The organism is Allobosea sp. AK1 (genome assembly GCF_006714945.1).
GTDB lineage: Bacteria > Pseudomonadota > Alphaproteobacteria > Rhizobiales > Beijerinckiaceae > Allobosea > Allobosea robiniae.
On sequence record NZ_VFMG01000001.1, the window covers coordinates 2393792 to 2416841 of the forward strand.

19 protein-coding genes are annotated in these 23050 nt (G+C 67.0%); 13 read left to right on the forward strand and 6 right to left on the reverse strand.

Annotated features, from left to right (window positions below):
- Nucleotides 1–2 precede the first annotated feature (2 nt).
- The 3 genes from FHT98_RS11880 (at nt 3) to FHT98_RS11890 (ending at nt 4234) form a co-directional block, all read left to right on the forward strand.
- On the forward strand, nt 3–2588 hold the full coding sequence (locus FHT98_RS11880) for an ABC transporter permease (RefSeq protein WP_142114149.1): 2586 nt from the start codon (nt 3–5) through the stop codon (nt 2586–2588).
- Nucleotides 2589–2807: 219 nt separating this feature from the next.
- On the forward strand, nt 2808–3590 hold the full coding sequence (locus tag FHT98_RS11885; RefSeq protein WP_142114150.1) for a Bax inhibitor-1/YccA family protein: 783 nt from the start codon (nt 2808–2810) through the stop codon (nt 3588–3590).
- Between the two features lie 107 nt (nt 3591–3697).
- Nucleotides 3698–4234 carry a GNAT family N-acetyltransferase gene (locus FHT98_RS11890; RefSeq protein WP_142114151.1) on the forward strand — a complete coding sequence of 179 codons (537 nt, stop codon included), beginning with the start codon at nt 3698–3700 and terminating at the stop codon, nt 4232–4234.
- A gap of 20 nt (nt 4235–4254) precedes the next feature.
- On the opposite strand, the gene FHT98_RS11895 is transcribed toward FHT98_RS11890, so the two are convergent.
- Nucleotides 4255–4623, reverse strand: coding sequence for a DUF2794 domain-containing protein (locus FHT98_RS11895; RefSeq protein ID WP_061966492.1), 369 nt, complete (start codon nt 4621–4623; stop codon nt 4255–4257).
- A 347-nt stretch (nt 4624–4970) separates the two neighbouring features.
- Nucleotides 4971–5519 (reverse strand): peroxidase-related enzyme, encoded by a 549-nt coding sequence (locus FHT98_RS11900; protein WP_061966491.1) that lies wholly within the window; start codon nt 5517–5519, stop codon nt 4971–4973.
- A gap of 181 nt (nt 5520–5700) precedes the next feature.
- Here FHT98_RS11900 and FHT98_RS11905 point away from each other — a divergent pair, with 181 nt between their 5' ends.
- Nucleotides 5701–10533, forward strand: a complete 4833-nt coding sequence (locus FHT98_RS11905; protein WP_142114152.1) for an NAD-glutamate dehydrogenase — start codon at nt 5701–5703, stop codon at nt 10531–10533.
- A gap of 108 nt (nt 10534–10641) precedes the next feature.
- Nucleotides 10642–10839: a Trm112 family protein gene (locus FHT98_RS11910; RefSeq protein ID WP_061966490.1), complete on the forward strand. Its 198-nt coding sequence runs from the start codon at nt 10642–10644 to the stop codon at nt 10837–10839.
- 32 nt (nt 10840–10871) lie between these two features.
- On the opposite strand, the gene FHT98_RS11915 is transcribed toward FHT98_RS11910, so the two are convergent.
- Nucleotides 10872–12122 carry a ubiquinone biosynthesis hydroxylase gene (locus tag FHT98_RS11915; protein ID WP_142114153.1) on the reverse strand — a complete coding sequence of 417 codons (1251 nt, stop codon included), beginning with the start codon at nt 12120–12122 and terminating at the stop codon, nt 10872–10874.
- 123 nt (nt 12123–12245) lie between these two features.
- On the opposite strand from FHT98_RS11915, the gene tesB reads away from it, so the two are divergent.
- From tesB to FHT98_RS11930, 3 genes are all read left to right on the forward strand, one after another.
- Nucleotides 12246–13112 (forward strand): acyl-CoA thioesterase II, encoded by an 867-nt coding sequence (tesB, locus tag FHT98_RS11920; protein ID WP_113586412.1) that lies wholly within the window; start codon nt 12246–12248, stop codon nt 13110–13112.
- 238 nt (nt 13113–13350) lie between these two features.
- Nucleotides 13351–13689 carry a P-II family nitrogen regulator gene (locus FHT98_RS11925; protein WP_142114154.1) on the forward strand — a complete coding sequence of 113 codons (339 nt, stop codon included), beginning with the start codon at nt 13351–13353 and terminating at the stop codon, nt 13687–13689.
- Nucleotides 13690–13717: 28 nt separating this feature from the next.
- Nucleotides 13718–15055: an ammonium transporter gene (locus FHT98_RS11930; RefSeq protein WP_061966540.1), complete on the forward strand. Its 1338-nt coding sequence runs from the start codon at nt 13718–13720 to the stop codon at nt 15053–15055.
- 62 nt (nt 15056–15117) lie between these two features.
- Here FHT98_RS11930 and FHT98_RS11935 read toward each other — a convergent pair whose 3' ends face one another.
- Nucleotides 15118–15450 (reverse strand): hypothetical protein, encoded by a 333-nt coding sequence (locus FHT98_RS11935; protein WP_142114155.1) that lies wholly within the window; start codon nt 15448–15450, stop codon nt 15118–15120.
- A 187-nt stretch (nt 15451–15637) separates the two neighbouring features.
- Here FHT98_RS11935 and FHT98_RS11940 point away from each other — a divergent pair, with 187 nt between their 5' ends.
- From FHT98_RS11940 to FHT98_RS11955, 4 genes are all read left to right on the forward strand, one after another.
- Nucleotides 15638–18208 (forward strand): DNA translocase FtsK, encoded by a 2571-nt coding sequence (locus tag FHT98_RS11940; protein WP_142114156.1) that lies wholly within the window; start codon nt 15638–15640, stop codon nt 18206–18208.
- 189 nt (nt 18209–18397) lie between these two features.
- On the forward strand, nt 18398–19246 hold the full coding sequence (locus FHT98_RS11945) for a LolA family protein (RefSeq protein ID WP_185745134.1): 849 nt from the start codon (nt 18398–18400) through the stop codon (nt 19244–19246).
- 82 nt (nt 19247–19328) lie between these two features.
- Nucleotides 19329–20144: an exodeoxyribonuclease III gene (xth, locus tag FHT98_RS11950; protein ID WP_142114158.1), complete on the forward strand. Its 816-nt coding sequence runs from the start codon at nt 19329–19331 to the stop codon at nt 20142–20144.
- 119 nt (nt 20145–20263) lie between these two features.
- Entirely contained in the window at nt 20264–21181 is a 918-nt protein-coding gene (locus FHT98_RS11955; protein ID WP_248309206.1) for an EamA family transporter, read from the forward strand.
- A gap of 9 nt (nt 21182–21190) precedes the next feature.
- Here the strand turns inward: FHT98_RS11955 and FHT98_RS11960 are convergent, their stop codons facing one another.
- Both FHT98_RS11960 and FHT98_RS11965 read right to left on the reverse strand, forming a co-directional pair.
- The gene (locus FHT98_RS11960) at nt 21191–21655 is read right to left on the reverse strand and encodes a cyclic nucleotide-binding domain-containing protein (RefSeq protein WP_061966681.1); all 465 of its coding nucleotides are present in this window, start codon (nt 21653–21655) and stop codon (nt 21191–21193) included.
- Nucleotides 21656–21658: 3 nt separating this feature from the next.
- On the reverse strand, nt 21659–22345 hold the full coding sequence (locus tag FHT98_RS11965; protein ID WP_061966680.1) for a response regulator transcription factor: 687 nt from the start codon (nt 22343–22345) through the stop codon (nt 21659–21661).
- 81 nt (nt 22346–22426) lie between these two features.
- Between FHT98_RS11965 and FHT98_RS11970 the strand changes: the two genes are divergently transcribed.
- The gene (locus tag FHT98_RS11970) at nt 22427–22993 is read left to right on the forward strand and encodes a L,D-transpeptidase family protein (protein WP_061966679.1); all 567 of its coding nucleotides are present in this window, start codon (nt 22427–22429) and stop codon (nt 22991–22993) included.
- Nucleotides 22994–23050 lie beyond the last annotated feature (57 nt).

The following is a 23050-nucleotide window of genomic DNA, read 5'->3' on the forward strand; positions in this document are numbered from 1 at the left end:
CGATGCACGCTCCCGTCAAGCCGCCGCAAAGCCCGGCCTATCGAACCCCAGGCATCGGCCTCGTCCTGCGCCTCGCTATCCGCGACCTGCGCGCTGGCCTGCGCGGCTTCGGCATCTTCATCGCCTGCCTTGCGCTCGGCGTCATGACCATCGCTGCCGTCGCCTCCGCCTCGCGCGGCCTGACTGAGGGCCTCGCCCGCGAAGGCCGGCGCATCCTCGGCGGCGATGCCGCCTTCAGCCTGATCCACCGCGAGGCGACGCCGCCCGAACTCGCTTTCCTGACTGCGCGCGGCACCGTTTCCAGCATCGCCACCATGCGCGGCATGGCCAATGCAGGCGAGAAGGGCGCGGCTCTCGTCGAGATCAAGGCGGTCGACGCCGCCTATCCCAGCATCGGTACGGTCGAGACCGACCCACAGACGCCGCTGTCCGGCCTGCTCGACCAGCGCGGCGGCGTCTACGGCGCGGTCGCCGACCCCGTCCTGTTCGGCCGACTCGACCTCAAGCCCGGCGACATCGTCACGGTCGGCGGCGCGAAAATCCAGCTGCGTGCCAATCTCGTTTCCGAGCCCGACAAGATCGCGGCCGGCGTCGGCTTCGGCCCGCGTCTCATGATCTCGCAGGAGGCGCTGAAGGCGACCGGCCTGATCCAGCCCGGCAGCCTGATTCGCTGGACCTATCGCCTCCAGCTTCCGCAAACCGCCACGAGCGATGCCGATCTCGAGAAGCTGATCGCGGATACCGGCACGCAGCAGCGCGATGCCGGCTGGGAAATCCGTTCCCGCGCCAATGCCGCGCCGAGCTTCCAGCGCAATCTGGAGCGCTTCACCCAGTTCCTGACGCTGGTCGGCCTCACTGCCCTGCTGGTCGGCGGCGTCGGCGTCGCCAATGCCGTACGCCGCTTCGTCGAGGCCAAGAAGCTCGATTTCGCCACGATGAAGGCCGTCGGCGCCACGGGCGGACGCGTCGTCGCGATCCACCTGACCGAGGTCATGCTCGTCGCCGCGATCGGCACAGCGATCGGCCTCCTGCTCGGCGCCGCCGCGCCCTTCGGCCTCGGCGCCGTCGTCCAGAGCATCCTGCCGGTGCCGTTCGAGCCGACGCTGGCACCGGGCGAACTCGCCATCGCCGCGCTGTACGGCCTGCTGACCGCCTTCGTCTTCGCGATCATCCCGCTCGGCCGCGCCCATGACATTTCCGTCTCGGCCCTGTTCCGCGACAAGGTCGAGCCCGATCCGCGCCGCCCCCGCGCGATCTATCTGGTGCTCTGCGCGCTTGCGCTGGCCGGTCTCGCCGGCGTCGCCATCGGCTTCGCCTATGATCGCCGGATCGCGCTGATCTATATCGGCGTGATGTTCGGCGTCTTCCTGCTGCTGCGTGCCGTCTCGTTCGGCCTGATGGCATTGGCGCGCCGCATCCCGCGCCCGCGCCGCCCGGCGCTCCGCATGGCCCTCGCCAACAGCCACCGGCCGGGCGCTCTGACGCCCGCGCTCGTGCTCTCGCTCGGCCTCGGCGTCGCGCTGCTCTCGGCGCTCTCTTTCATCGATGTCAGCCTGACCCGGCAGCTCACCGGCGCCCTGCCCGACAAGGCGCCGAGCTTCTTCTTCCTCGACGTGCCCAGCCGCGATTCCGAGCGCTTCGACGCCTTCCTCGCGGCGGAACGGCCGGGAGCGAAGACCGAGCGCGTGCCGATGATGCGCGGCCGCATCGTCTCCGTGAACGAGACCCGCGCCGAAGACATCAAGGCGAGCGAGCAATCCGCCTGGGTGCTCGATGGCGACCGCGGCATCACCTATGCCGCCACCCTTCCTGAAGGCTCGCGCGTCTCCGCCGGTGAATGGTGGCCGGCCGATTATCGCGGCGAGCCATTGGTCTCCTTCGACGCCCAGAACGCTGCCGGCATCGGCCTGAAGATCGGCGACAAGCTCACCGTCAACGTGCTCGGCCGCAACATCACCGCCCGCGTCGCCAATTTCCGCACGGTCGACTGGCGCTCCTTCGGCATCAATTTCGTCATGGTGTTCTCGCCCAATACCTTCGCGGGCGCACCGCACACCAATCTCGCCACCGTCGCGTCGAGCCCCGACGGCAAGGGCGCGACCGACGCCGTGCTGATGCGCCGCCTCGCGCTCGATTTCCCGGCGGTGACGGCGGTGCGGGTCAAGGACGCGCTCGAAGCGGTCAACACCATTGTCGCCCAGCTCGCCATGGCGATCCGCGGCGCCTCCGGACTCGCCATCGCCGCCAGCCTGCTGGTTCTGGGTGGCGCGCTCGCCGCCGGGCAGCGGGCGCGGCTCTATGACGCGATGATCCTGAAAACGCTGGGCGCCACCCGCCGCTTCATACTTTCGTCGTACGCCCTTGAATACGCCGCCATCGGCCTCGTCGCGGCCGTCTTCGGCGTTGTCGCGGGTACTGCGGCGGGCTGGGGCATCGTCACGCAAGTGATGCGGATCGAATTCGTCAGTGACCCGACCGGTGCAATACTCTCTGCGACTGCTGCTGTCGGGGTTACCGTCCTGTTCGGTCTGGTCGGTACGATAAAAATACTGACGAAAGCGCCGGCTTCTCATCTCAGAAATTTATGATGACTATCTGAGGTCGGGCCTCGATAGACATTAAAATCCTGTAATTCTGCATGGCAGCAGCACCGAACTTCTATCACCCGCCGGGCCTTAACCATGGCGGGGTCTTGTAAGGAAGGCGAAAGCCCCTCATATTCCCGTCATCGCGACGATCGATCGCGAGGACGGCTGGTGCCTGCGCGCTTGCCGTCGTCCGAAACACCGTCAGGGGAAACTCGCTTAATGAGCAACTTCGACCGCAATGCTCCAGTCTGGGGTGCCGGCCGCGCACAGCAGACCAGCGCCGTCGAGATGGATCAGGGCCTGCGCTCGTTCATGCTCGGCGTCTACAACAACATGGTGATCGGCCTTGCGATCTCGGCGCTGTTCGCGCTGGGCATCAACAAGATGGCCGTGACCGATCAGGCCAACGCCGTCGCCAAGATCGGCAACACCTACCTCACCTCCTTCGGCCAGCTGCTTTATGGCACGCCGTTGATGTGGGTGGTCGCGCTGGCGCCGCTGGCCTTCATCTTCTTCTTCTCGTTCCGCGCCGACAAGATGTCGGCCTCGTCCGCCCGGACGATGTTCTTCGCCTTCGCGGCGGTGATGGGCGTCTCGCTCTCGACGATCCTGATCCGCTACACCGGCGCGTCGGTGGTGCAGGTCTTCTTCATCACCGCGGCGGCCTTCGGTGGCCTCAGCCTCTACGGCTACACCACCTCGAAGTCGCTCTCCGGCATGGGCTCGTTCCTGGTCATGGGCCTGATCGGCCTGATCCTGGCTTCGATCGTGAACATCTTCCTGGCTTCGGGCGCTCTGGGCTTCGTCATCTCGCTGGTCGGCGTCGGCATCTTCGCCGGCCTGACCGCCTGGGACACCCAGCGCCTGAAGGAGATGTATCTCTACTCCGAGCTCAGCCCGGAGGAAGCTGCGAAGCTCTCGGTGAACGGCGCGCTGTCGCTCTACCTGAACTTCATCAACATGTTCCAGTTCCTGCTCGCGCTGATCGGCAACCGCGAGTGAGAATGACAGGCTCCTGAACAGGAGCGCACGAGCCCCGGCCTCACGGCCGGGGCTTTTTCTTTGAGCGGGCCTTCCCTTCTGGCACGCAGATTGCTCATGCTTTGGGCATGACGCCGCCTTCGATCCGCCCGGCCGCAACGGCCGACATCCCCGCCATCGCCGCGATCTACACCCATGCGGTGCTGCACGGCACCGCCTCCTGGGAGCTGGAGCCGCCGGGCGAGGCCGAGATGCAGCGGCGCTACGAGGCGATCCTGGCCGGCGGCTACCCCTATCTCGTCGCGGAGCGGGAGGGTGCCATCCTCGGCTATGCCTATGCCGGCGCCTACCGGCCGCGCCCGGCCTATCGCGCCACCGTCGAGAACTCGATTTATCTCGCGCCCACCGCGCAGGGCCTTGGCATCGGCAGCCTGCTGCTCGACGCCCTGATGCAGGCCTGCACGGAACGCGGCTTCCGCCAGATGATCGCGGTGATCGGGGACGGCACCGGCGCCTCGATCGGCTCGCGCCGCCTGCATGAGCGCGCCGGCTTTCGCCTGATCGGCGTTGCCGAGAAGGTCGGCTTCAAGCACGGCCGCTGGCTCGACCAGATGCTGATGCAGAAGGAACTGGGCGAGGGCGGCCGCACGCCGCCGGGCATCTGAACCCGGCGCGGGCAGACCTGTCAGCTCACCACGCTGAGCTTGTTGTCGAGCACCTTGAGCACGCGCGAGAGTTCCGAGCCGCGCTTCAGGATCAGCCCGGTCGCCGCGACAACCGAATAGGCGCCCTGCCGCCGCGCCAGCGCCGGATCCTTGACGATCCGGTAGAGCGGCATCTCCGACGAGCGCCGGAACACCGAGAACTGTGCCTTGTCCTTCAGGAAATCGATGGCGTAGTCGCGCCATTCGCCGGCCGCGACCATGCGGCCATAGAGGTTGAGCAATTCGCTGAGTTCGCGCCGGTCGAAGGTCACGGGCGCCGGACGCGCCGGCACCGGGAAATTGACGACCGCACCGGCGGCTTGCGATTGCGGCGTTTCGCTTTCGCTCATGGCGCCTCCCTGTCCGGGGCCTCACCAAATCATTCCGGGATGATGCGCCCGCAGTCCTGCGCTGGCAAGGGATGCCGGCGCAGCAATCACATTCGCGCGCGAGTCGAGCCCTCACGGCGATTGCCCCATTTTCGCCGCGAACGCGTCAAGCGAGCGCCAAGTTGCGCCGTTCAACTCTCCTCGTTGCCTCGACGGCCCGGTTTCGCTGATCACCGGTTTGTCAGCCCCCCAGCCCCCCGGAGTTCGGGCGGAGCCGGGCCACCGAGTCGGGGCCAACTAGCGGCTGGCATTGCGCCGGCCGTTTTTCTTTTGTGGCAATGCTCGCGGCCGGCGCGCCGGAACCCGGCTCACCGCACCTGCCGGTGATACTCGGCGTTGGGCCGCATATCGACCGCCGAGGCCATCCGGTTCGACATGTTGTAGAAGGACGCGACGGCGCCGATATCCCAGATGTCGCGCGCGTTGAAACCTGCCTTGCGCAGGCCTTCGCGATCCTCTTCCCCGACGAGATGCGGGGTTTCCGTCAGCTTGACCGAGAAATCGAGCATGGCGCGGTGCCGCACCGAGAGATCCGCTGCCCGATAGTTCATCACCAGCAATTCGCCCAGCACGGGATCGCCCGAGAGCTGGCGCACCGCCGCACCATGGGCGGTGAGGCAATAATAGCAACGGTTCACGCTGGAGACCGCCACCGCGATCATCTCCCGCTCCAGCTTCGACAGGCCGGAAGGCGCCAGCATCAGGTCGTTGTAGAAGGCGGCGAAGGCCGTGAGCTTGGCATCGTCATGCGCATAGGAGGTCAGCACATTCGGCACGAAACCGAGCTTCTCCTGGCATTTCGCGAAATAGGCCTGGTTCTCGGCCGAGAGCGCACCGGGCTTCAGATCCAGAGCCATCACGCTCGGGGGCGAATCCTGCCGCGCCGGCTCTTCTCCCACCTTGGGTTTGTCATGCTTTGTTGCCATGGTGTGTCCTGTCGAGTCGGGGGAGCGTCAGTTTGCCGCTTTTTCAGGCACGGCAAGTTGAAAGGCTCCGCAGCCTATGTCATCGCTGCGGCAAAACAACTGGGGTTGGGATATGGGCAAACGGGTGACGAACGCGACTGCGAGTGCAATCGCAGCGATCGAGGCCGCAGCCACCGGACTGAAGAGTTCGATGCCCGCCGAGTTCCCCCGCCTGCTCTTTGGCCGTTCCGTCGCCGAGGATCTCGAGGCCCTGCCGGCCGAAATGCTGGCTCACACCGCGGCCGCGGCCTTCGAGCACCTCGCCCAGCCGCGCAAGCCCGAGACGATCAACCTGCGTTTCCGTGACGAGGAATTCGGCGAGGGCGAGCGCAGGAACCAACTCACCGTTCTCGAGGTCGTCAACGACAACAAGCCGTTCCTGCTCGATTCGACGCTGGCCGAACTGCAGGAACAGGGTCACGAGCCGCGCCTCGTTGCCCATCCGATCCTCGCGGTCGCCCGCGACGCCAAGGGCAAGTTCGCCTCGCTCGCCGGCGAAGCCGCCGGCCGCGCGCCCGAAGGCACGCGCCGGGAGAGCCTGCTCCATATCCACGTCCCGCGCATCGACACGCCGGAGGCGCGCGAAAAGCTGCGCATCGGGCTCGAGCGCGTCTATGCTGATGTCGCGCTGGCGGTCGACGATTGGGCCGCGATGCGCGGCCGCATCACCGAGGTGATCCAGGCCTACCGCGCCAATCCGCCGCCGCTGCCGGAGGACGAGATCAACGAGGCGCTGCAATTCCTCGAATGGATCGCCGGCGACAATTTCACCCTGCTTGGCATTCGCGCCTACCGCTTCCCCGGCGGCGATGTCGCGGCCGACCCGATCGAGGGTTCGGGCCTCGGCATTCTCCGCGACCCGACGGTCAAGGTCCTGCGCAAGGGCCGCGAACTGGTCACGGTGACACCCGAGCTGCGCTCCTTCCTGGCCAAGCCGCAGGCGCTGATCATCACCAAGGCCAACGTCAAGAGCCTGGTCCATCGCCGCGTTCATCTCGACTATGTCGGCGTCAAGCTGTTCACGCCGGATGGAAGGCTCGACGGCGAGTTGCGCATCGTCGGCCTGCTGACCTCGAACGCCTATACCGGCTCGGCCCGGGCCATTCCTTATCTGCGGCTGAAGGTCGCGCGCGTCGCCAAGAATATCGGCTTCGACCCGGCGAGCTATTCCGGCCGGGCGCTGATGAATGTGCTCGACGCCTATCCGCGCGACGAGCTCTTCCAGATCGACGTGGCGACGCTGGAGCAGTTCGCCCTCGACATCCTGCAGCTCACCGAGCGGCCGCGCATCCGCGCGCTCGCCCGTGTCGACGAGTTCGACCGCTTCGTCTCGATCCTCGTCTTCATCCCGAAGGACCGCTACGACACCACCGTGCGCCAGCGCGTCGGCGATTTCCTGGCGCGGGTCTATGGTGGGCGCCTCTCCGCCGCCTATCCCGCCTATCCCGAGGGGCCGCTCTCGCGCACCCACTACATCATCGGCCGGGACGAGGGCAAAACCCCGCGCGTCGAACGCGCCACGCTGGAATCCGGCATCAGCGCCATCGTCCGCACCTGGGGCGATGGGCTGAAGGACGTGCTCGACCAGGAGAAGGCCGGCCCGGCCGCCCGTGCGCTGGCCGAGCGCTATGCCGCGGCCTTCGGCGCCGCCTATCGCGAGCGCTTCTCGGCGGCTGACGCGCTCGTCGATATCGAGATGCTCCAGCAGCTCACGCCGGAGCGGAGTCGTGCCGTCAATCTCTACCGGCGCGAGGGCGACGACGCCAAGCGCGCCAATCTCAAGGTGTTCTCGCGCGGCGCGCCGATCTCGCTCTCCGCCCGTGTTCCGGTACTGGAGAACATGGGCTTCCGCGTCGTCAACGAGCGGACCTACAACGTCATGCCGCAAGGCAATGGCGACACTGTCCGCATCTGGCTGCACGACATGACGCTGGAGCGCGCCGACGACGGCGAGATCGATATCGAGCATCTCGATCCGACCATCGAGGCGGCGCTGATGGCGCAGTTCCGCGGCCTCGCCGAATCCGATCGCTTCGACCAGCTCGTGCTCGCCGCTGGCCTCGCCTGGCGGGAAGCGGCCCTGCTGCGCGCCTTCGGCCGCTATCTGCGCCAGGCCGGCGCGCCCTATGCTCAGGGTTATATCGCCGACGCCCTGACCAGCCATCCCGATATCGCCTCGGGGCTCGTCGCCTATTTCGCCGCAAAGTTCGACCCGCGCATCGCGGCGAGCGAGCGCGAGCAGCGCATGGCCCAGAAGCATGCCGAGATCGAGGAGGCACTCGACGCCGTCACCAGCCTCGACGACGACCGCATCCTGCGCCGCCTCGTCAACCTGGTCGATGCTGCGCTACGCACCAACTTCTTCCAGATCGGCCCCGACGGCCAGCCGCGCCAGACCATCACCTTCAAGTTCGACTGCGCCAGGGTCGACGGCCTGCCTCTGCCGCGCCCGCTCTACGAGATCTTCGTCTATTCGCCACGCGTCGAGGGCATCCATATGCGCTTCGGCAAGGTCGCCCGCGGCGGCCTGCGTTGGTCGGACCGGCCGCAGGATTTCCGCACCGAGGTGCTCGGCCTGGTCAAGGCGCAGCAGGTCAAGAACGCGGTGATCGTGCCGGTCGGCGCCAAGGGCGGCTTCTTCCCGAAGCAGCTTCCGCCGGCCTCCGACCGCGCCGCCTGGCTCGCCGAGGGCACCGAGAGCTACCGCATCTTCATCCGCAACCTGCTCGAGCTCACCGACAATCTCGACGGCGAGACCATCGTCCCGCCGCCGGATACGGTGCGTCATGACGGCGACGATCCTTACCTCGTCGTCGCCGCCGACAAGGGCACGGCGACCTTCTCCGACACCGCCAACGCGATCTCGCTGGAGAAGCATCACTGGCTCGGCGACGCCTTCGCCTCCGGCGGCTCGCAAGGCTATGACCACAAGGGCATGGGCATCACGGCCCGCGGCGGCTGGGAAGCGGTAAAGCGCCATTTCCGCGAGGTCGATATCGACATCCAGACAACGCCCTTCACCGTCGCCGGCGTCGGCGACATGTCGGGCGACGTCTTCGGCAACGGCATGCTGCTCTCGCCGGCGATCAAGCTGGTCGCGGCCTTTGACCACCGCGACATCTTCCTCGATCCCGACCCGGACACGGCGAAGTCCCTGGCTGAGCGCCAGCGCCTGTTCAAGCTGCCGCGCTCGTCCTGGTCCGATTACGACAAGAGCCTGATCTCGAAGGGCGGCGGCGTGTTCTCGCGCCAGGCCAAGAGCATCCCGCTTTCCCCGGAAGTTCGGGCGCTGCTCGATCTCGACAAGAAGGAGGTTTCGCCGCCCGAGCTGATGACGGCGATCCTTAAAAGCCGCGTCGACCTGCTCTGGTTCGGTGGCATCGGCACCTATATCCGCGCCTCCGACGAGACCGACGCCCAGGTCGGCGACCGCGCCAATGATCCGATCCGCATCACCGGCAACGATCTCAGGACGCGGGTCGTCGGCGAGGGCGCCAATCTCGGCGTCACCCAGCGTGGCCGCATCGAGGCGGCCCGCAAGGGCATCAGGATCAACACCGACGCGATCGACAACTCCGCCGGCGTCAACACCTCCGACGTCGAGGTCAACATCAAGATCGCGCTCGCCGGCCCGGTGAAGGACGGTCGCCTGAAGGAAGACAAGCGTAACGAATTGCTGGCCGCGATGACCGACGAGGTCGGCGACCTCGTCCTGCGCAACAACTACCTGCAGACGCTGGCGCTTTCGCTGACGGAGGCGCAAGGATCGGCCGCAACGCCGGGCCTGCGCTTCCTGATGCAGACGCTGGAGAAGGATGGCCGGCTCGACCGCGCGGTCGAGTACCTGCCGAGCGATGCCCAGCTCGCCGAACGCGAGAAGCGCAGCGAAGGCCTGACCCGGCCGGAGCTCGCGGTGCTGCTCGCCTATGCCAAGCTTTCAGTGCACGACGCGCTGCTCGAATCCTCGGTGCCGGACGATCCCTATCTCGCGACCGAACTCGTGCGCTATTTTCCGAAGGCGCTGCGCGAGGCCTATCCGGATGCGATCGCCAGCCACAAGCTGCGCCGCGAGATCGTGGCGACGCAGCTCGCCAACGCCATCGTCAACCGTGGCGGCCCGGCGCTCGTGCCGGTGCTGGCAGCACTGACCCGCTCGGACGCGCCGGCCATCGCCGCGGCCTACGCGATCGCGCGCGATTCCTTCGACCTCATCGCGCTCAACGGCGAAATCGATGCGCTCGACGCGAAGATCCCGGGCAAGACCCAGCTCGGCCTCTACGGCGCCGCGCAGGAACTCGTCACCAACCGGATGGGCTGGTTCCTGCGGCGCGGCGTCGCCAAGCCCGGCACGATCGAGCAGACCATCGCGCATTACGCCAAGGGCGTGAGGGAACTGTCGGAGGAACTCGGCAGCCTGCTGCCGGAGGCCGCTTCGCAGGCAAGGCTCGCGCGCATCGCCGTGCTCTCCTCGGAAGGGGTGCCGGAAGCGTTGGCCGCTCGCGTTGCCAGCCTGCCGGCGCTGGCCGAGGCGACCGACATCGTCGATATCGCCGAGCGCAGCAAGCGCAGGATCGGCGAGGTCGCCCGCATCCATTTCGGCATCGATGCGCAATTCGGCTTGTCGAGTCTCAAGGCGGCGGCCGCCGCCGTGCCGGCGACGGACGATTACGAGCGCCTTGCTCGCGAACGGGCGATCGAGACGCTGGACGACGCCCATTCCAGCCTGACGCAGGAGGTTTCGGCCTCGGCCAAGGGCCAGGGCACGCTGGAAAGCTGGCTGGCGGAGCGCGGCGAGGATGCGGAACGCACCCGCACCACGATCAACGCGATCACCAGCTCCGGTCTCACCTTGCCGAAACTGATGGTAGCAGCCGGCATGCTGGCCGACCTGCCGCGCAAGCACTAGATTGTCGAGTGCGCTACGCGCGAAGCGATCTAGGCTGAGTGTGATGACATCGGACCGGAAGGCGGCATCCGCTTTTCGGTCCGATGCACTTTTTGAACGGAAAGACCGATGACCGGCGAAGCCGACACGACCACCCGCATCGACCCGAAGCTGCTCGAAATCCTGGTCTGCCCGCTGACCAAGGCGACGCTGGAATACGATGCTGCGAAGCAGGAGCTGATCAGCCGCCCTGCCAAGCTGGCCTATCCGATCCGCGACGGCATCCCGATCATGCTGCCGGAAGAAGCACGCCAGCTGGAAGATTGAGGCTCACGCCGTTCCCCGGCAGCACATGACAGTCAAAGCGCCTCGCCCCGCAGCAGCCGTGGCGTCGCGCCGGCGACGCCCGCCGCCTCGCGGATGAAGAAGCGCTTCAGCCCCGGCATTCGGTCGACCAGACCGAGCCCGAGATCGCGTGCCAGCCTGACCGGCGTCGCATCGTTCGAGAACAGACGATTCAACCCGTCAGTCACCGCGCCCATCGCCGCGGTGTCGAAGCGGCGCGCCTTCTCGTAATCTTCCAGCACGTCGGCCGAGCCGGGGTCGAGACCCAGCCGGGCCGCGTCGACGATGGCCTCGGCCAAAGCCGCGACGTCCTTCAGGCCCAGATTGAGCCCCTGTCCGGCGATCGGGTGGATCAGATGCGCGGCATCGCCCAGCAGGGCCAGACGCTCGCCGACGAAACGCCGGGCCACGCCGAAGCCGAGTGGATGCGCGCTCACCGCGCTTTCAAGGGCGATCTCGCCGAGTTCAAGCCCGAAACGCCGCTCGATCTCGGCCAGCATGTCCTGGGCGTCGAGCGAAAGCAGCGGTCCGACATTCTCCTTCCGCTCGGTCCAGACGATCGAGGAGCGATGCCCGAGCCTGCCGCCATCGGCCAGCGGCAGGATCGCGAAAGGCCCCGACGGCAGAAAATGCTCGACGGCCCGTGCCTGATGAGGCCGCTCGTGGCCGATCGTCGCGGCAATGCCGGACTGGCCGTAATCCCAGCCGACCCAGCCGATGCCAGCCTGTTCGCGCAGCTTGGAGCGGGCGCCATCGGCCGCGACGAGCAAGGCTGCCTCGCAGCTGGTTTTGTCTCCGAAAGCGATCTCGACCGCCGTATCATCAGCGGTGAAGCGGCGCACGCCAGCACTGCGGAGTTCGACACCGGCCTCCTCGCAAGCTGCCTTCAAGGCCGCGACCAGCGCTGCATTCTCGACCATATGGGCAAAGGGTTGGCCGGGCTCGACCTCGCCATCGAAGGTGAGGAAGACCGGTCGGACGGCGTCCTCGGTCCGGCTGTCCGAGACGATCATCTCCAGCATCGGCTGGGCGGTATGGGCGATCGTCTCCCAGATGCCGAGCGTCTCCAGCATCGCCCGCCCGCCGGCCGCGACCGCATAGGCGCGGTTATCGGCGCGCGGTGCAGCCGCCAGCGCCGGATCGGCCAGGATCACCGCGAAATCCTCGCCCAACCCCTGCTTCAGCGCCAGAGCCAGCGCCAGCCCGGCGATGCCGCCGCCCGCGATGACGATGCGCATGGCGCTGTTGCCCTGTTCGATAGCCATGCCGTCCTTCTCTCCGCGTCGACTTGACGCCACGGGATGCCTCGGTGCTGATGCCAGGCGAAACCGGCTGTCCCTGTGCGGGCCGCCGGCCGCTCCGTCAACCTGACCGCGATGCCGCCGACCATGTCCCAGATCAGCGCCTCCCTGACGGCGATTCTCGACCTCGAACCGCTCGAGCGCAACCTGTTCCGCGGTCGCAGCCCGAAATCGACCTGGCCGCGCGTCTTCGGCGGGCAGGTGATCGCACAATCGCTCTATGCCGCCTGCAAGACGGTCGAGGATCGGCAGCCGCATTCGCTGCATGCCTATTTCCTGCTGGCGGGCGACCCCGAAGTGCCGATCGTCTACGAGGTCGACCGCCTGCGCGACGGCCGCTCCTTCACCACGCGGCGCGTGCTCGCCATCCAGAAGGGCGAGGCGATCTTTGCGATGTCGGCCTCCTTCCATGTCGATGAGCCCGGCTACGAGCACCAGATGCCGATGCCGAAGGTACCGATGCCGGAAGAGCTGCCGGATCGCGAGGAGATGGCGAAACTGTTCAATTCGCCGCAGCCCAATCCGCTCCAGACCTTCTACCAGCGCAAGCGGCCGATCGAGATCCGCCCGGTCGAGCTCGAACGCTATCGCGGCAGCGTCAACCTGGAGCCGAAGTTCAACGTCTGGATCCGGGCGATCGAGCCACTGCCCGACGAGCCGGCCTTCCACCAGAGCGTGCTCGCCTACGCCTCCGACCTGCTCCTGCTCGATTCCAGCCTGATCGCCCATGGCGCGACGGTCTTCGACCAGAAGATCCAGGCCGCGAGTCTCGACCACGCCCTGTGGTTCCATCGCCCGTTCCGGGCCGACGACTGGCTGCTCTATTCGCAGGACAGCCCCTCGACCTCCGGTGCGCGCGGCTTCTCGCGCGGTCTCATCTTCGATCGGCAGGGCCGCCTGGTGGCGTCAGTGGCGCAGGAAGGCCTCGTCCGACCTCGGCCTGATCTCGGCTGACCCGATTTCAGGCAGCTGCGCAGAAACCAGACGATTGCCTTATTATTAGGCAGACTCGACGGTTCTTCCCGCTTCTCCTGCATGATTTCGCCTCTGGATGCGGCTTTGCCGCTCCGGGAGCGCGTTGGCACGTCCCTTGAATTGCATGTTGCGACGCAACTGCGGTCCCGCAGGCGCGAGAGGTGCAACGAGATCGCCGGGGCTGACGACCGGGCGGCGCAAACGGGAAGCCCAGCACATGAAAATCGTGATGGCGATCATCAAGCCGTTCAAGCTGGAGGAGGTGCGCGATGGGCTCACCGCCGTCGGCGTTCACGGCCTGACCGTGACCGAGGTGAAGGGCTACGGCCGCCAGAAGGGCCACACCGAAATCTACCGCGGCGCCGAATACGCGGTGAGCTTCCTGCCGAAGATCAAGATCGAGGTCGCCGTCTCCGACGATCTCGTCGAGCGGGTGATCGAGACGATCACAGCCGCCGCCCGCACCGGCCAGATCGGTGACGGCAAGATCTTCGTCTCCTCGATCGAGAAGGCCGTGCGCATCCGCACCGGAGAGACCGATGCCGACGCGCTCTGAGCCCCGCCCCCTCCAGGAGTTTTCGACGATGATTCTCAGGACCTCGCTGCGGGCCGGATCGGCCGGCCTCGCTCTCGCCGCACTCTCGGTCAGCACCGCGCTGGCACAGGCGCCGGCTGCCGCTGCCGTTCCCAACAAGGGCGACACCGCCTGGATGCTGGTCTCGACGCTGCTCGTGCTGTTCATGACGCTGCCCGGCCTGGCGCTGTTCTATGGCGGCCTCGCCCGCTCGAAGAACATGCTCTCGGTGATGAGTCAGGTCACGGCCACCGCCGCCGTGATGTGCATCGTCTGGGTCGTCTATGGCTACAGCCTCGCCTTCACCGGCGGCGGCTCGCTGACCAGCTTCATCGGCTCCTTCTCCAAGGCCTTCCTGGCCGGCGTCACCAATGAGACGACCTCGGACACCTTCACCAAGGGCGTGGTGATCCCCGAATATGTCTTCATCTGCTTCCAGATGACCTTCGCCATGATCACGCCTGCGCTGATCGTCGGCGGCTTCGTCGAGCGCATGAAGTTCTCGGCGCTGCTGCTCTTCGTCGTGCTGTGGGCGACCTTCGTCTATTTTCCGATGGCGCACATGGTCTGGTTCTCGGAAGGCTATCTCTTCACCCTCGGCGCGCTCGACTTCGCCGGCGGCACGGTCGTCCACATCAATGCCGGCATCGCCGCGCTCGTCGGCGCGCTGGTGATCGGCAAGCGCATCGGCTACGGCAAGGAACTGATGTCGCCGCACTCGCTGACGATGACCTTCATCGGCACCGCCGTGCTCTGGGTCGGCTGGTTCGGCTTCAATGCCGGCTCGAACCTCGAGGCCACCGCCGGCGCGGCGCTTGCCATGATCAATACCTTCACGGCGACCGCCGCAGCGGCGCTGGGCTGGCTCTTCATCGAATGGATCGTCAAGGGCAAGCCCTCGCTGCTCGGCATGCTCTCAGGGATCGTCGCCGGCCTGGTCGCGGTCACCCCGGCTGCCGGCCTCGTCGGCCCGATGGGCGCGATCGTGCTCGGCGCGATCGCAGGCGTGGTCTGCTTCTTCTTCTGCACCACGGTGAAGAACGCGCTCGGCTACGATGATTCGCTCGATGTCTTCGGCGTCCACGGCGTCGGCGGCATCATCGGCTCGATCGGCACCGGCATCTTCGTCGCCCCGGCGCTGGGTGGCGTCGGCGTCGCCGATTACGCGATGGGCGCCCAGGTCTGGAAGCAGTTCGTCGCGGTCGCCGTCGCCGTCATCTGGTGCGGCGTCGGCTCCTTCGTCCTGTTCAAGATCATCGATGCGGTGGTCGGCCTGCGCGTCACCTCGGACCAGGAGCGCGAGGGCCTCGACATCGCCGAGCATGGCGAGCGCGCCTACAACATGTGATCCTCCCACCGCTTCGGCGGTACCTCGACCCCGGCGGGCAACTGCCGGGGTTTTTCTTGGCGTCAACCCGGCTCGTTCACGACGATCTCGAGGACCCGTACGCCGTCGGGCAGCTCGATCAGGAATTCGGCATCACGCGCCAGGTGATGAATGCGGCGTGGATCGGGGCCGGCGAAGCGCGACATCGCCTCGATGCTCTCCCAATAGGAGATCGTGACGAATTCGCTCTCGGTCTCGCGATCCTCCCGGAACATCTGCGCGCCCAGTGCCTTTTCCAGCAAGGGCGCCACGCCCTCGCTCCTCAGATAGACCGCGTAGGCATCGGCCTTGACGCGCGTCGTGCGGCCGCGCCAAATCCGGGCGATCCGGGCTTGAACGGTCTTCGATACGGTCATGGAACACCTCCTTTCCGTCTCGAACTCAAAGGCGGCGCACCGCGATCCGTTCCATCCGCTCCCGACAATCGGCGGCAGGAACCGGCGAGCGCGGTTCAAGGTTAAGCGGGTCTTAACCTCGGCTTCCTAACCTTCCGCTGATGGCCGAATGGTGCGGCCCGACAGTCCGGACAAGACCCGAAACCGCATGCGCACGATCCGCCGCTCCCAATCGCTCATGGACCGCCTGCCTGACCCGGTGCGCGAGTTCCTGTCGCGCCGCGCCTCGGAGCTGACCGGAATGGGCGTTCTCGCCCTGATGATCGCCATCTCCACGGCGCTGGCGAGCTGGTCGGTCGACGACCCCAGTCTCAACAACGCCACCAGCGGCGCCATCCGCAACTGGCTCGGCCGCCCCGGCGCCATGGTCGCCGATCTCCTGATGCAGCTCATCGGCCTCGGCGTCATCGCCCTGCTGTTTCCGCCGGTGATCTGGGCGCTCCGGCTCGTCCGCTTCCACATCTTCGATCGTGGCGCGCTGAAGCTCGGCCTCTGGGTCATCGGCGTCGCTGCGACTGCCGCCGTCGCCAGCGCCCTGCCCGCGACCCCGCGCTGGCCGCTGCCCACCGGCATGGGCGGCGTGATCGGCGACGGCCTGCTCTTCGGCACGCGCAATATTGCGGGCATCGCCGGCGGAGCCGTCGGCAGCCTTGTCGGCTTCCTCTATGCCGGCATCGCCATTCTCGCCGTCACCGCCGCCGCCGGCTTCGGCTTCGTCACCGACGAGGACCCGGTTCTCGACAGCGACGAGGCCGAGGACAACTGGTCCGACAGCGACGAGCGCCGCGACGACGAGCCCGGCATCGCCGTCATCCTGATCGGCTGGCTCGCCCATGGCGCGATGGCGCTGCGGGCCGCGATCCTGCGCCGCCTGCCGCAGCCGCCCGAGCCGGCCGTCGATACCGGCCTGGTTCCGACCCGTGACAACGGCCGCGTTCGCCGCGAGCCGCAATTCGGCGAGGCGCCGGCCGGGCGCCGCGGCCTGCCCGATTTCGATCCCGAGCCCCTGCCCGGTGCCCGCCCCACCACGCCCGGCCGGGCGACCGACGATTACGACGCACCTTTCGATCTCGACGACGAGCCGCAGGATCTGCGCGATCTCAACGCTCCGCGCGTGGCCATGCCGCGCGCCGCGCCGAAGCCCGGCAAGCGCATGCAGCGCGAGGCCCAGCCCTCCCTGCTCGACCGCGACTCGTTCGAATTGCCGCCGCTGACCTATCTGGCCGAGCCGAAGAAGGTCGCAGCGAACGCGGTCTCGACCGATGCGCTGGAGCAGAACGCCACGCTGCTCGAAGGCGTGCTCGAGGATTTCGGCGTGCGCGGCGAAATCTCGCAGGTGCGCCCTGGTCCGGTCGTGACCTTGTACGAGCTTGAGCCTGCGCCGGGCACGAAATCCTCCCGGGTGATCTCTCTCGCCGACGACATCGCGCGTTCGATGAGCGCGGTATCGGCGCGCGTCGCGGTGGTGCAGGGCAAGAACGCGATCGGCATCGAACTGCCCAACACCCGCCGCGAGACCGTCTTCCTGCGCGAGTTGCTGGCCAGCCAGGATTTCGAGGCGACCAAGCACAAGCTCGCGCTCTGCCTCGGCAAGACCATCGGCGGCGAACCGGTGATCGCCGATCTCGCCCGCATGCCGCATCTGCTCGTCGCCGGCACCACCGGCTCGGGCAAGTCCGTCGCGATCAACACCATGATCCTCTCGATCCTCTACCGGCTGAAGCCGGAGGAGTGCCGCCTGATCATGGTCGATCCCAAGATGCTGGAGCTCTCCGTCTATGACGGCATCCCGCATCTGCTCACCCCCGTCGTCACCGATCCCAAAAAGGCGGTCGTCGCCCTCAAATGGGCGGTGCGCGAGATGGAAGAGCGCTACAAGAAGATGTCGAAGCTCTCGGTGCGCAACATCGACGGCTTCAATGCCCGGGTCGGCGAGGCCAAGGCCGCCGGCGAGGTGATCACCCGGACCGTCCAGACCGGCTTCGACAAGCATTCCGGCGAGGCGATCTACGAGGAGGAGGTCATGGACCTCGAGCCTCTGCCCTATATCGTCGTCATCGTCGACGAGATGGCCGACCTGATGATGGTCGCCGGCAAGGAGATCGAGGGCACGATCCAGCGTCTCGCCCAGATGGCGCGTGCCGCCGGCATCCATGTCGTGCTCGCGACCCAGCGCCCCTCGGTCGACGTCATCACCGGCACGATCAAGGCGAACTTCCCGACCCGCATCTCCTTCCAGGTCACGAGCAAGATCGACTCGCGCACGATCCTCGGCGAGATGGGCGCCGAGCAGCTGCTCGGCCAAGGCGACATGCTCTACATGGCCGGTGGCGGGCGCATCACCCGCGTCCACGGCCCCTTCGTCTCGGACAGCGAGGTCGAGAAGGTCGTGGCCCATCTCAAGACGCAAGGCCGGCCGCAATATCTCGATGCCGTCACCTCCGAGGAGGAGGAAGCCGGCGAGGACGAGGATGGTGCCGTCTTCGACAAGACCGGCATGGGCTCGGTCGAGAGCGACGACCCCTACGAGCAGGCTGTGGCGGTCGTGCTGCGCGACAAGAAGGCCTCGACCTCCTATATCCAGCGCCGCCTCCAGATCGGCTACAACCGCGCCGCCTCGATCATGGAGCGCATGGAGAACGAGGGCATCGTCGGACCCGCTAACCACGCAGGGAAACGCGAAATTCTCGTCGAGAGCCAGAATCAGCACGACGAATGAGGCTTGCGAGGGCCGCCCGCCCTTGCAGGCACCGGCGCCAGTCCTCAAATTGCCATGACGATGCTGCAACCTCCGCAGTAGACCAGACGTTGGAATAGGCAGATGAGGTCGGGAACGGCCTCGACTCCCGCACCAGCGATCGTTCAGGCTTTCGGCAGGGATGGCCGCGGCACAAGGAATGGAGCAGCCTTGCTCGACAGATTGACCCCGACCGTTCGGGCTTCGGTCCTGCTGACGACGATCGTCGGCTGCGCGCTGGCGGCTGCCCCGCTGGCGGCCCAGCCGCTTCAGCTTCAGCCGCCGAAGCCCGCGGCCGCGAAACCGGCCGCACCGCGCCTCGTTCTACCGCCACCCCGGCCGCCGGGGCTCGGCCAGGCGCGCGGCGCCGCCACGGAAGCCCCTGCGGTTCAGGCTGCCGCCTCGAACGCCCCTGCCGTGGCAGCCCCGACGGCTGAGGCGGCGAAGTCCGCTGCTGCTCCCGTCAAAGGCAGGCAAGTCGCCCCCGCGACGCAGGAAGAGGCCGTCGAGCGGCTGAATGCCTATCTCAACAGCTTCACCACCTTGCAGGGCAACTTCATCCAGCACGCCTCCAACGGGCGGCGCCTGGAGGGGCGCATCTATATCCAGCGCCCCGGCAAGATGCGCTTCGAATACGAGCCGCCGACGACCACGGAGGTGATCGCGGACGGCACCTCCGTCGCCATCCGCGACAAGCGCCTCGCGACGCAGGACATCTACTCGATCGGCCAGACGCCGTTGAAGTTCCTCGTGCGCGAGAAGATGGACCTGGCGCGCGAAGGTACGCTCAAGGGCGCCAGCGTCGATGGCGACCTGCTCACGGTCCGGCTGGAGGACCGTTCGACGCTGGGCGGCACCTCCAAGATCACGCTGAAATTCGACCTCGTCGCCAACGAGCTCAGGCAATGGGTCGTCGTCGACCCGCAGGGCTACGAGACGTCGATCTCGCTTTACAATCTTGACACTCGCCGCCGGCCCGATCCGCAGAATTTCGTGATCGACTACCAGCGCAAGCTCTGACGGCGCCCGGCAGGCCGAAAACGGCTTGCCTTTTGGGCCCGGGCGACCCAGTTTCCGGCCTCCTCACCGCCGGAATCCTCGCGTGCAACTCACCGTCACCAGCTGGAACATCAATTCCGTCCGCCTGCGCATCGGCATGGTCGGCGAGTACCTCGCCACCTACGCCCCCGACGTGCTCTGCCTGCAAGAGACCAAGACGCCGGACGAGCAGTTCCCGGCCAAGGCCTTCCACCAGTTCGGCTATGTCCACCAGGCCTTCATCGGCCAGAAGGGCTATAACGGCGTCGCCATCGTCTCGAAATTGCCCTTCAGCGAAAAGGAGGCGATGTCGATGTGCGGCCGCAACGATGCCCGGCATATGACGGTGACGCTCGACAAGGCGGCCGGCCCCGCCGCCGGCATCGCCATCCATAATTTCTACATCCCCGCCGGCGGCGACATCCCCGACCCCGCGAAGAACGACAAATTCGCCCACAAGCTCGCCTTCCTCGACGAGATCGGCACCTGGGGCGTGACGAAGAAGCCGACCGACCGGCCCGCGATCCTCGTCGGCGACCTCAACATCGCGCCCTATGAGCACGATGTCTGGAGCCACAAGCAGCTGCTCGACGTGGTCAGCCACACTCCGATCGAGACGACGACGCTGGAGAAGCTGCGCAGCGAGCTCGGCTGGACCGACGCGGCGCGCACGCTGCGCCCCGAGCCTGAAAAGCTCTATTCCTGGTGGAGCTACCGCGCGCAGGACTGGGCAGCCTCCAACAAAGGCCGCCGGCTCGACCATATCTGGCTCTCGGACGCGCTGAAGCCGGCTTTGCGCGACCTCACCTTCCTGCGCGAGGCCCGCGGCTGGGAGCGCCCCTCCGACCATGTCCCGGTCACGGTGACGCTGGAACTCTGAGGGGCTCCGACCGCGGCTTTCCATGTCGCGCGGGCCCCTCAGCCATGCCGGCCCGCCCTAACGACGGGGTCGTTCCGCATGTTACTGGCCTTCGCGAAACGTCAGGCGAAGCCAGTCCCGTGCAGCCAGCTCTCCCCACGACACTCTCATTCCGAGACGCGCTGCTCACGCTGGCGGTGATGGTCGTCTGGGGCACGAATTTCGTCGTCATCCATATCGGCGTCGAGCATTTCCCGCCGCTGCTCTTCGCCGCCTTGCGCTTCACCTTTGCGCTGCTGCCAGCGGTGTTCTTCCTCAAGCGGCCGGACGCGCCCTGGAGCAAGCTCGCCGCCTATGGCGTGCTGATCGGCGCCGGCCAGTTCGGCCTGCTCTTCTTCGCGATCAAGGGTTCTATCGCGCCGGGCCTTGCCTCGCTCGTGGTGCAATCGCAGCCCTTCTTCACGATCCTGCTGGCAGCCGCGATCACGCATGAGCGCGTGCAGCCCTTCCAGATCGCTGGCCTCCTCCTCGCCGGTGTCGGAATCGGCGTCATCCTCTGGCACACCGACGGCTCGACCACGCCGCTCGGCATCATCCTGGTACTCGGCGCGGCCGTTTGCTGGGCTGCCGGCAACATCGTCGCGCGCAGCACGCCCAAGGTCGACATGCTCGCCTATGTCGTCTGGACCAGCCTGTTCGCGATCCCGCCGCTGGTCGCGCTGTCCTTGATGATCGAGGGCTGGCCGGCGATCCGCGACGGTCTCACCCATGCTCCCGCCGTCGCCTGGGCCGCGGCGATCTGGCAGGCGGTCGGCAACGTCATGTTCGGCTATGCGGTCTGGGGCTGGCTGCTCTCGCGCTATGCCGCCGCAACCGTCGCGCCGACGGCTTTGCTTGTGCCAATCTTCGGCATGGGTGCCGCGGCGATCTGGCTCGGGGAGCCTCTGCCGGGCTGGAAGTTCGCCGCAGCCGCGCTCGTCATGTCCGGGCTGTGCATCAACATCCTCTGGCCGCGCTTCGCCGCGATCCGTGCTGCCCGGCATCCGCCATCGTCCTGAGCGGACAGCTTACTTCCGATCGATCGCGCTCAGCGCTTCCTGGACGGCGGAGAGCTCACCGACGAAGCCCCGCAGCCGATCCCCGATCGCAGCAGCGATCGCCTCGGCCGAATCCGGCGATTCGCCGAGAACGCGGCGCATCACGCTGCGCGGCAGCCGCATCACCTGCGTCGGCTCGCGCGCGATCGCCGTGACCTGCCGTGGGACGGAGGTGAAAAGCGCAAGCTCGCCGATCAACGCTCCGGGCCCGACGATCTCGCTCGCCGGCTTCCCATCGTCCTGCATCGTCAGCGCGACGGCACCGGACACCACCAGCACGGCGCCATCCGATGGTTCGCCGGCGCGGAACAAAACGTCGCCGGCACGCAGGATGCGGCTTTCGGCCGCGAAGGCGAGCAGTCTCAGCGCATCGCGATCCATCAGGCTCAGCAGCGGCTGCCGGGCCAGTAGGGCCATGTCCTCGTCGAGCGCCATTCGTCAGGGATTCAGCCGGTAACCGCCGGCATCGGTGACCAGCAGCCGGGCATTGCCGGGATCCGGTTCGATCTTCTGGCGCAGCCGGTAGATATGGGTTTCGAGCGTATGGGTCGTCACCTGGCTGTTATAACCCCAGACTTCCTGCAGAAGAACCTCTCGCGCGATCGGCTTGCGGCCGGCGCGGTAGAGGAAGCGCAGGATCGCCGTTTCCTTCTCGGTCAGCTTGGTCTTGGAGCCCTTCTCGCTGACGAGCAGCTTCGATCCCGGGTGAAACGTGTAGGGGCCAACCTGAAAAATGGCGTCCTCGCTCGCCTCGTGCTGGCGCAGATGCGCGCGGATGCGCGCCAGCAGCACCGCGAACTTGAACGGCTTGACCACATAGTCGTTGGCGCCGGCCTCGAGTCCGAGCACGGTATCGGCATCCGAGCCCTGTGCCGTCAGCATCACGACCGGGCTCTTGAAGCCGTTCTTGCGCATCACCTTGACGGCCTCGCGCCCATCCATGTCGGGCAGGCCGACATCCATCACGGCAAGGTCCACGCGCTCGCCCTGCACGGCCTTGATGGCCGCCGTCGCGTTCTCGGCCGTCGACAGCCGGAACTCCTCGTAGAGGGCCAGTTGCTCGGACAAAGTGTCGCGCAGGGTCTGGTCGTCATCAACGAGCAGGATATGATGGACGGCGGACATGGACGGATCGCTCGGACGGAAGGGTTGCGGCAACATGAGCCTGCTGAGTCGTCATCGCAAGTGAGGCCGCCTGGAATTCCCGTGAGAAACCGCTCGAACCATACAGCCGCGCCGCATGGCGGACCGCGCAACCTGACCTCGCTGCGCGTCTTCGCCTCGGTCCATGACCGGCGCAAGGGCTTCCTCGTTGCCGGCGGCGCAGTCTTCCCCTGCGCGCTCGGCCGCTCGGGCATCGGTACCGTGAAGCGCGAGGGCGATGGCCGCACGCCGCGCACGAATCTGCCGCTGCGCGGCGTTTTCTACCGGGCCGACCGCCTTTCCCGCCCCCGCACGCTCCTGCCGCTGAAGCGGATCGGGCCGCGCGACGCCTGGTGCGACGATCAGAAAGATCGCCGTTACAACCGCCTGATCGACCGCCCGCCCGGCGAGGCCGAGGAGCGCCTGCAGCGCGAGGATCATCTCTATGATGTGATCGTCGAGCTCGGCTGGAACGACCGGCCCGTGCAGCGCGGACGCGGCAGCGCGATCTTCTGGCATCTCGCCCGCGCCGGCTTCACCCCGACCGCCGGCTGCGTCGCCGTCGAGGGCCATGTCTTCGCCAAACTGCTGCCGCGGCTGGCGCGCCATTGCCGGATCCTGGTGAGGTGAGCTAGGAGAGACGCGGGCACCGTCTCGATCATATCTTCGGATCAGGCAGCTGCGCTC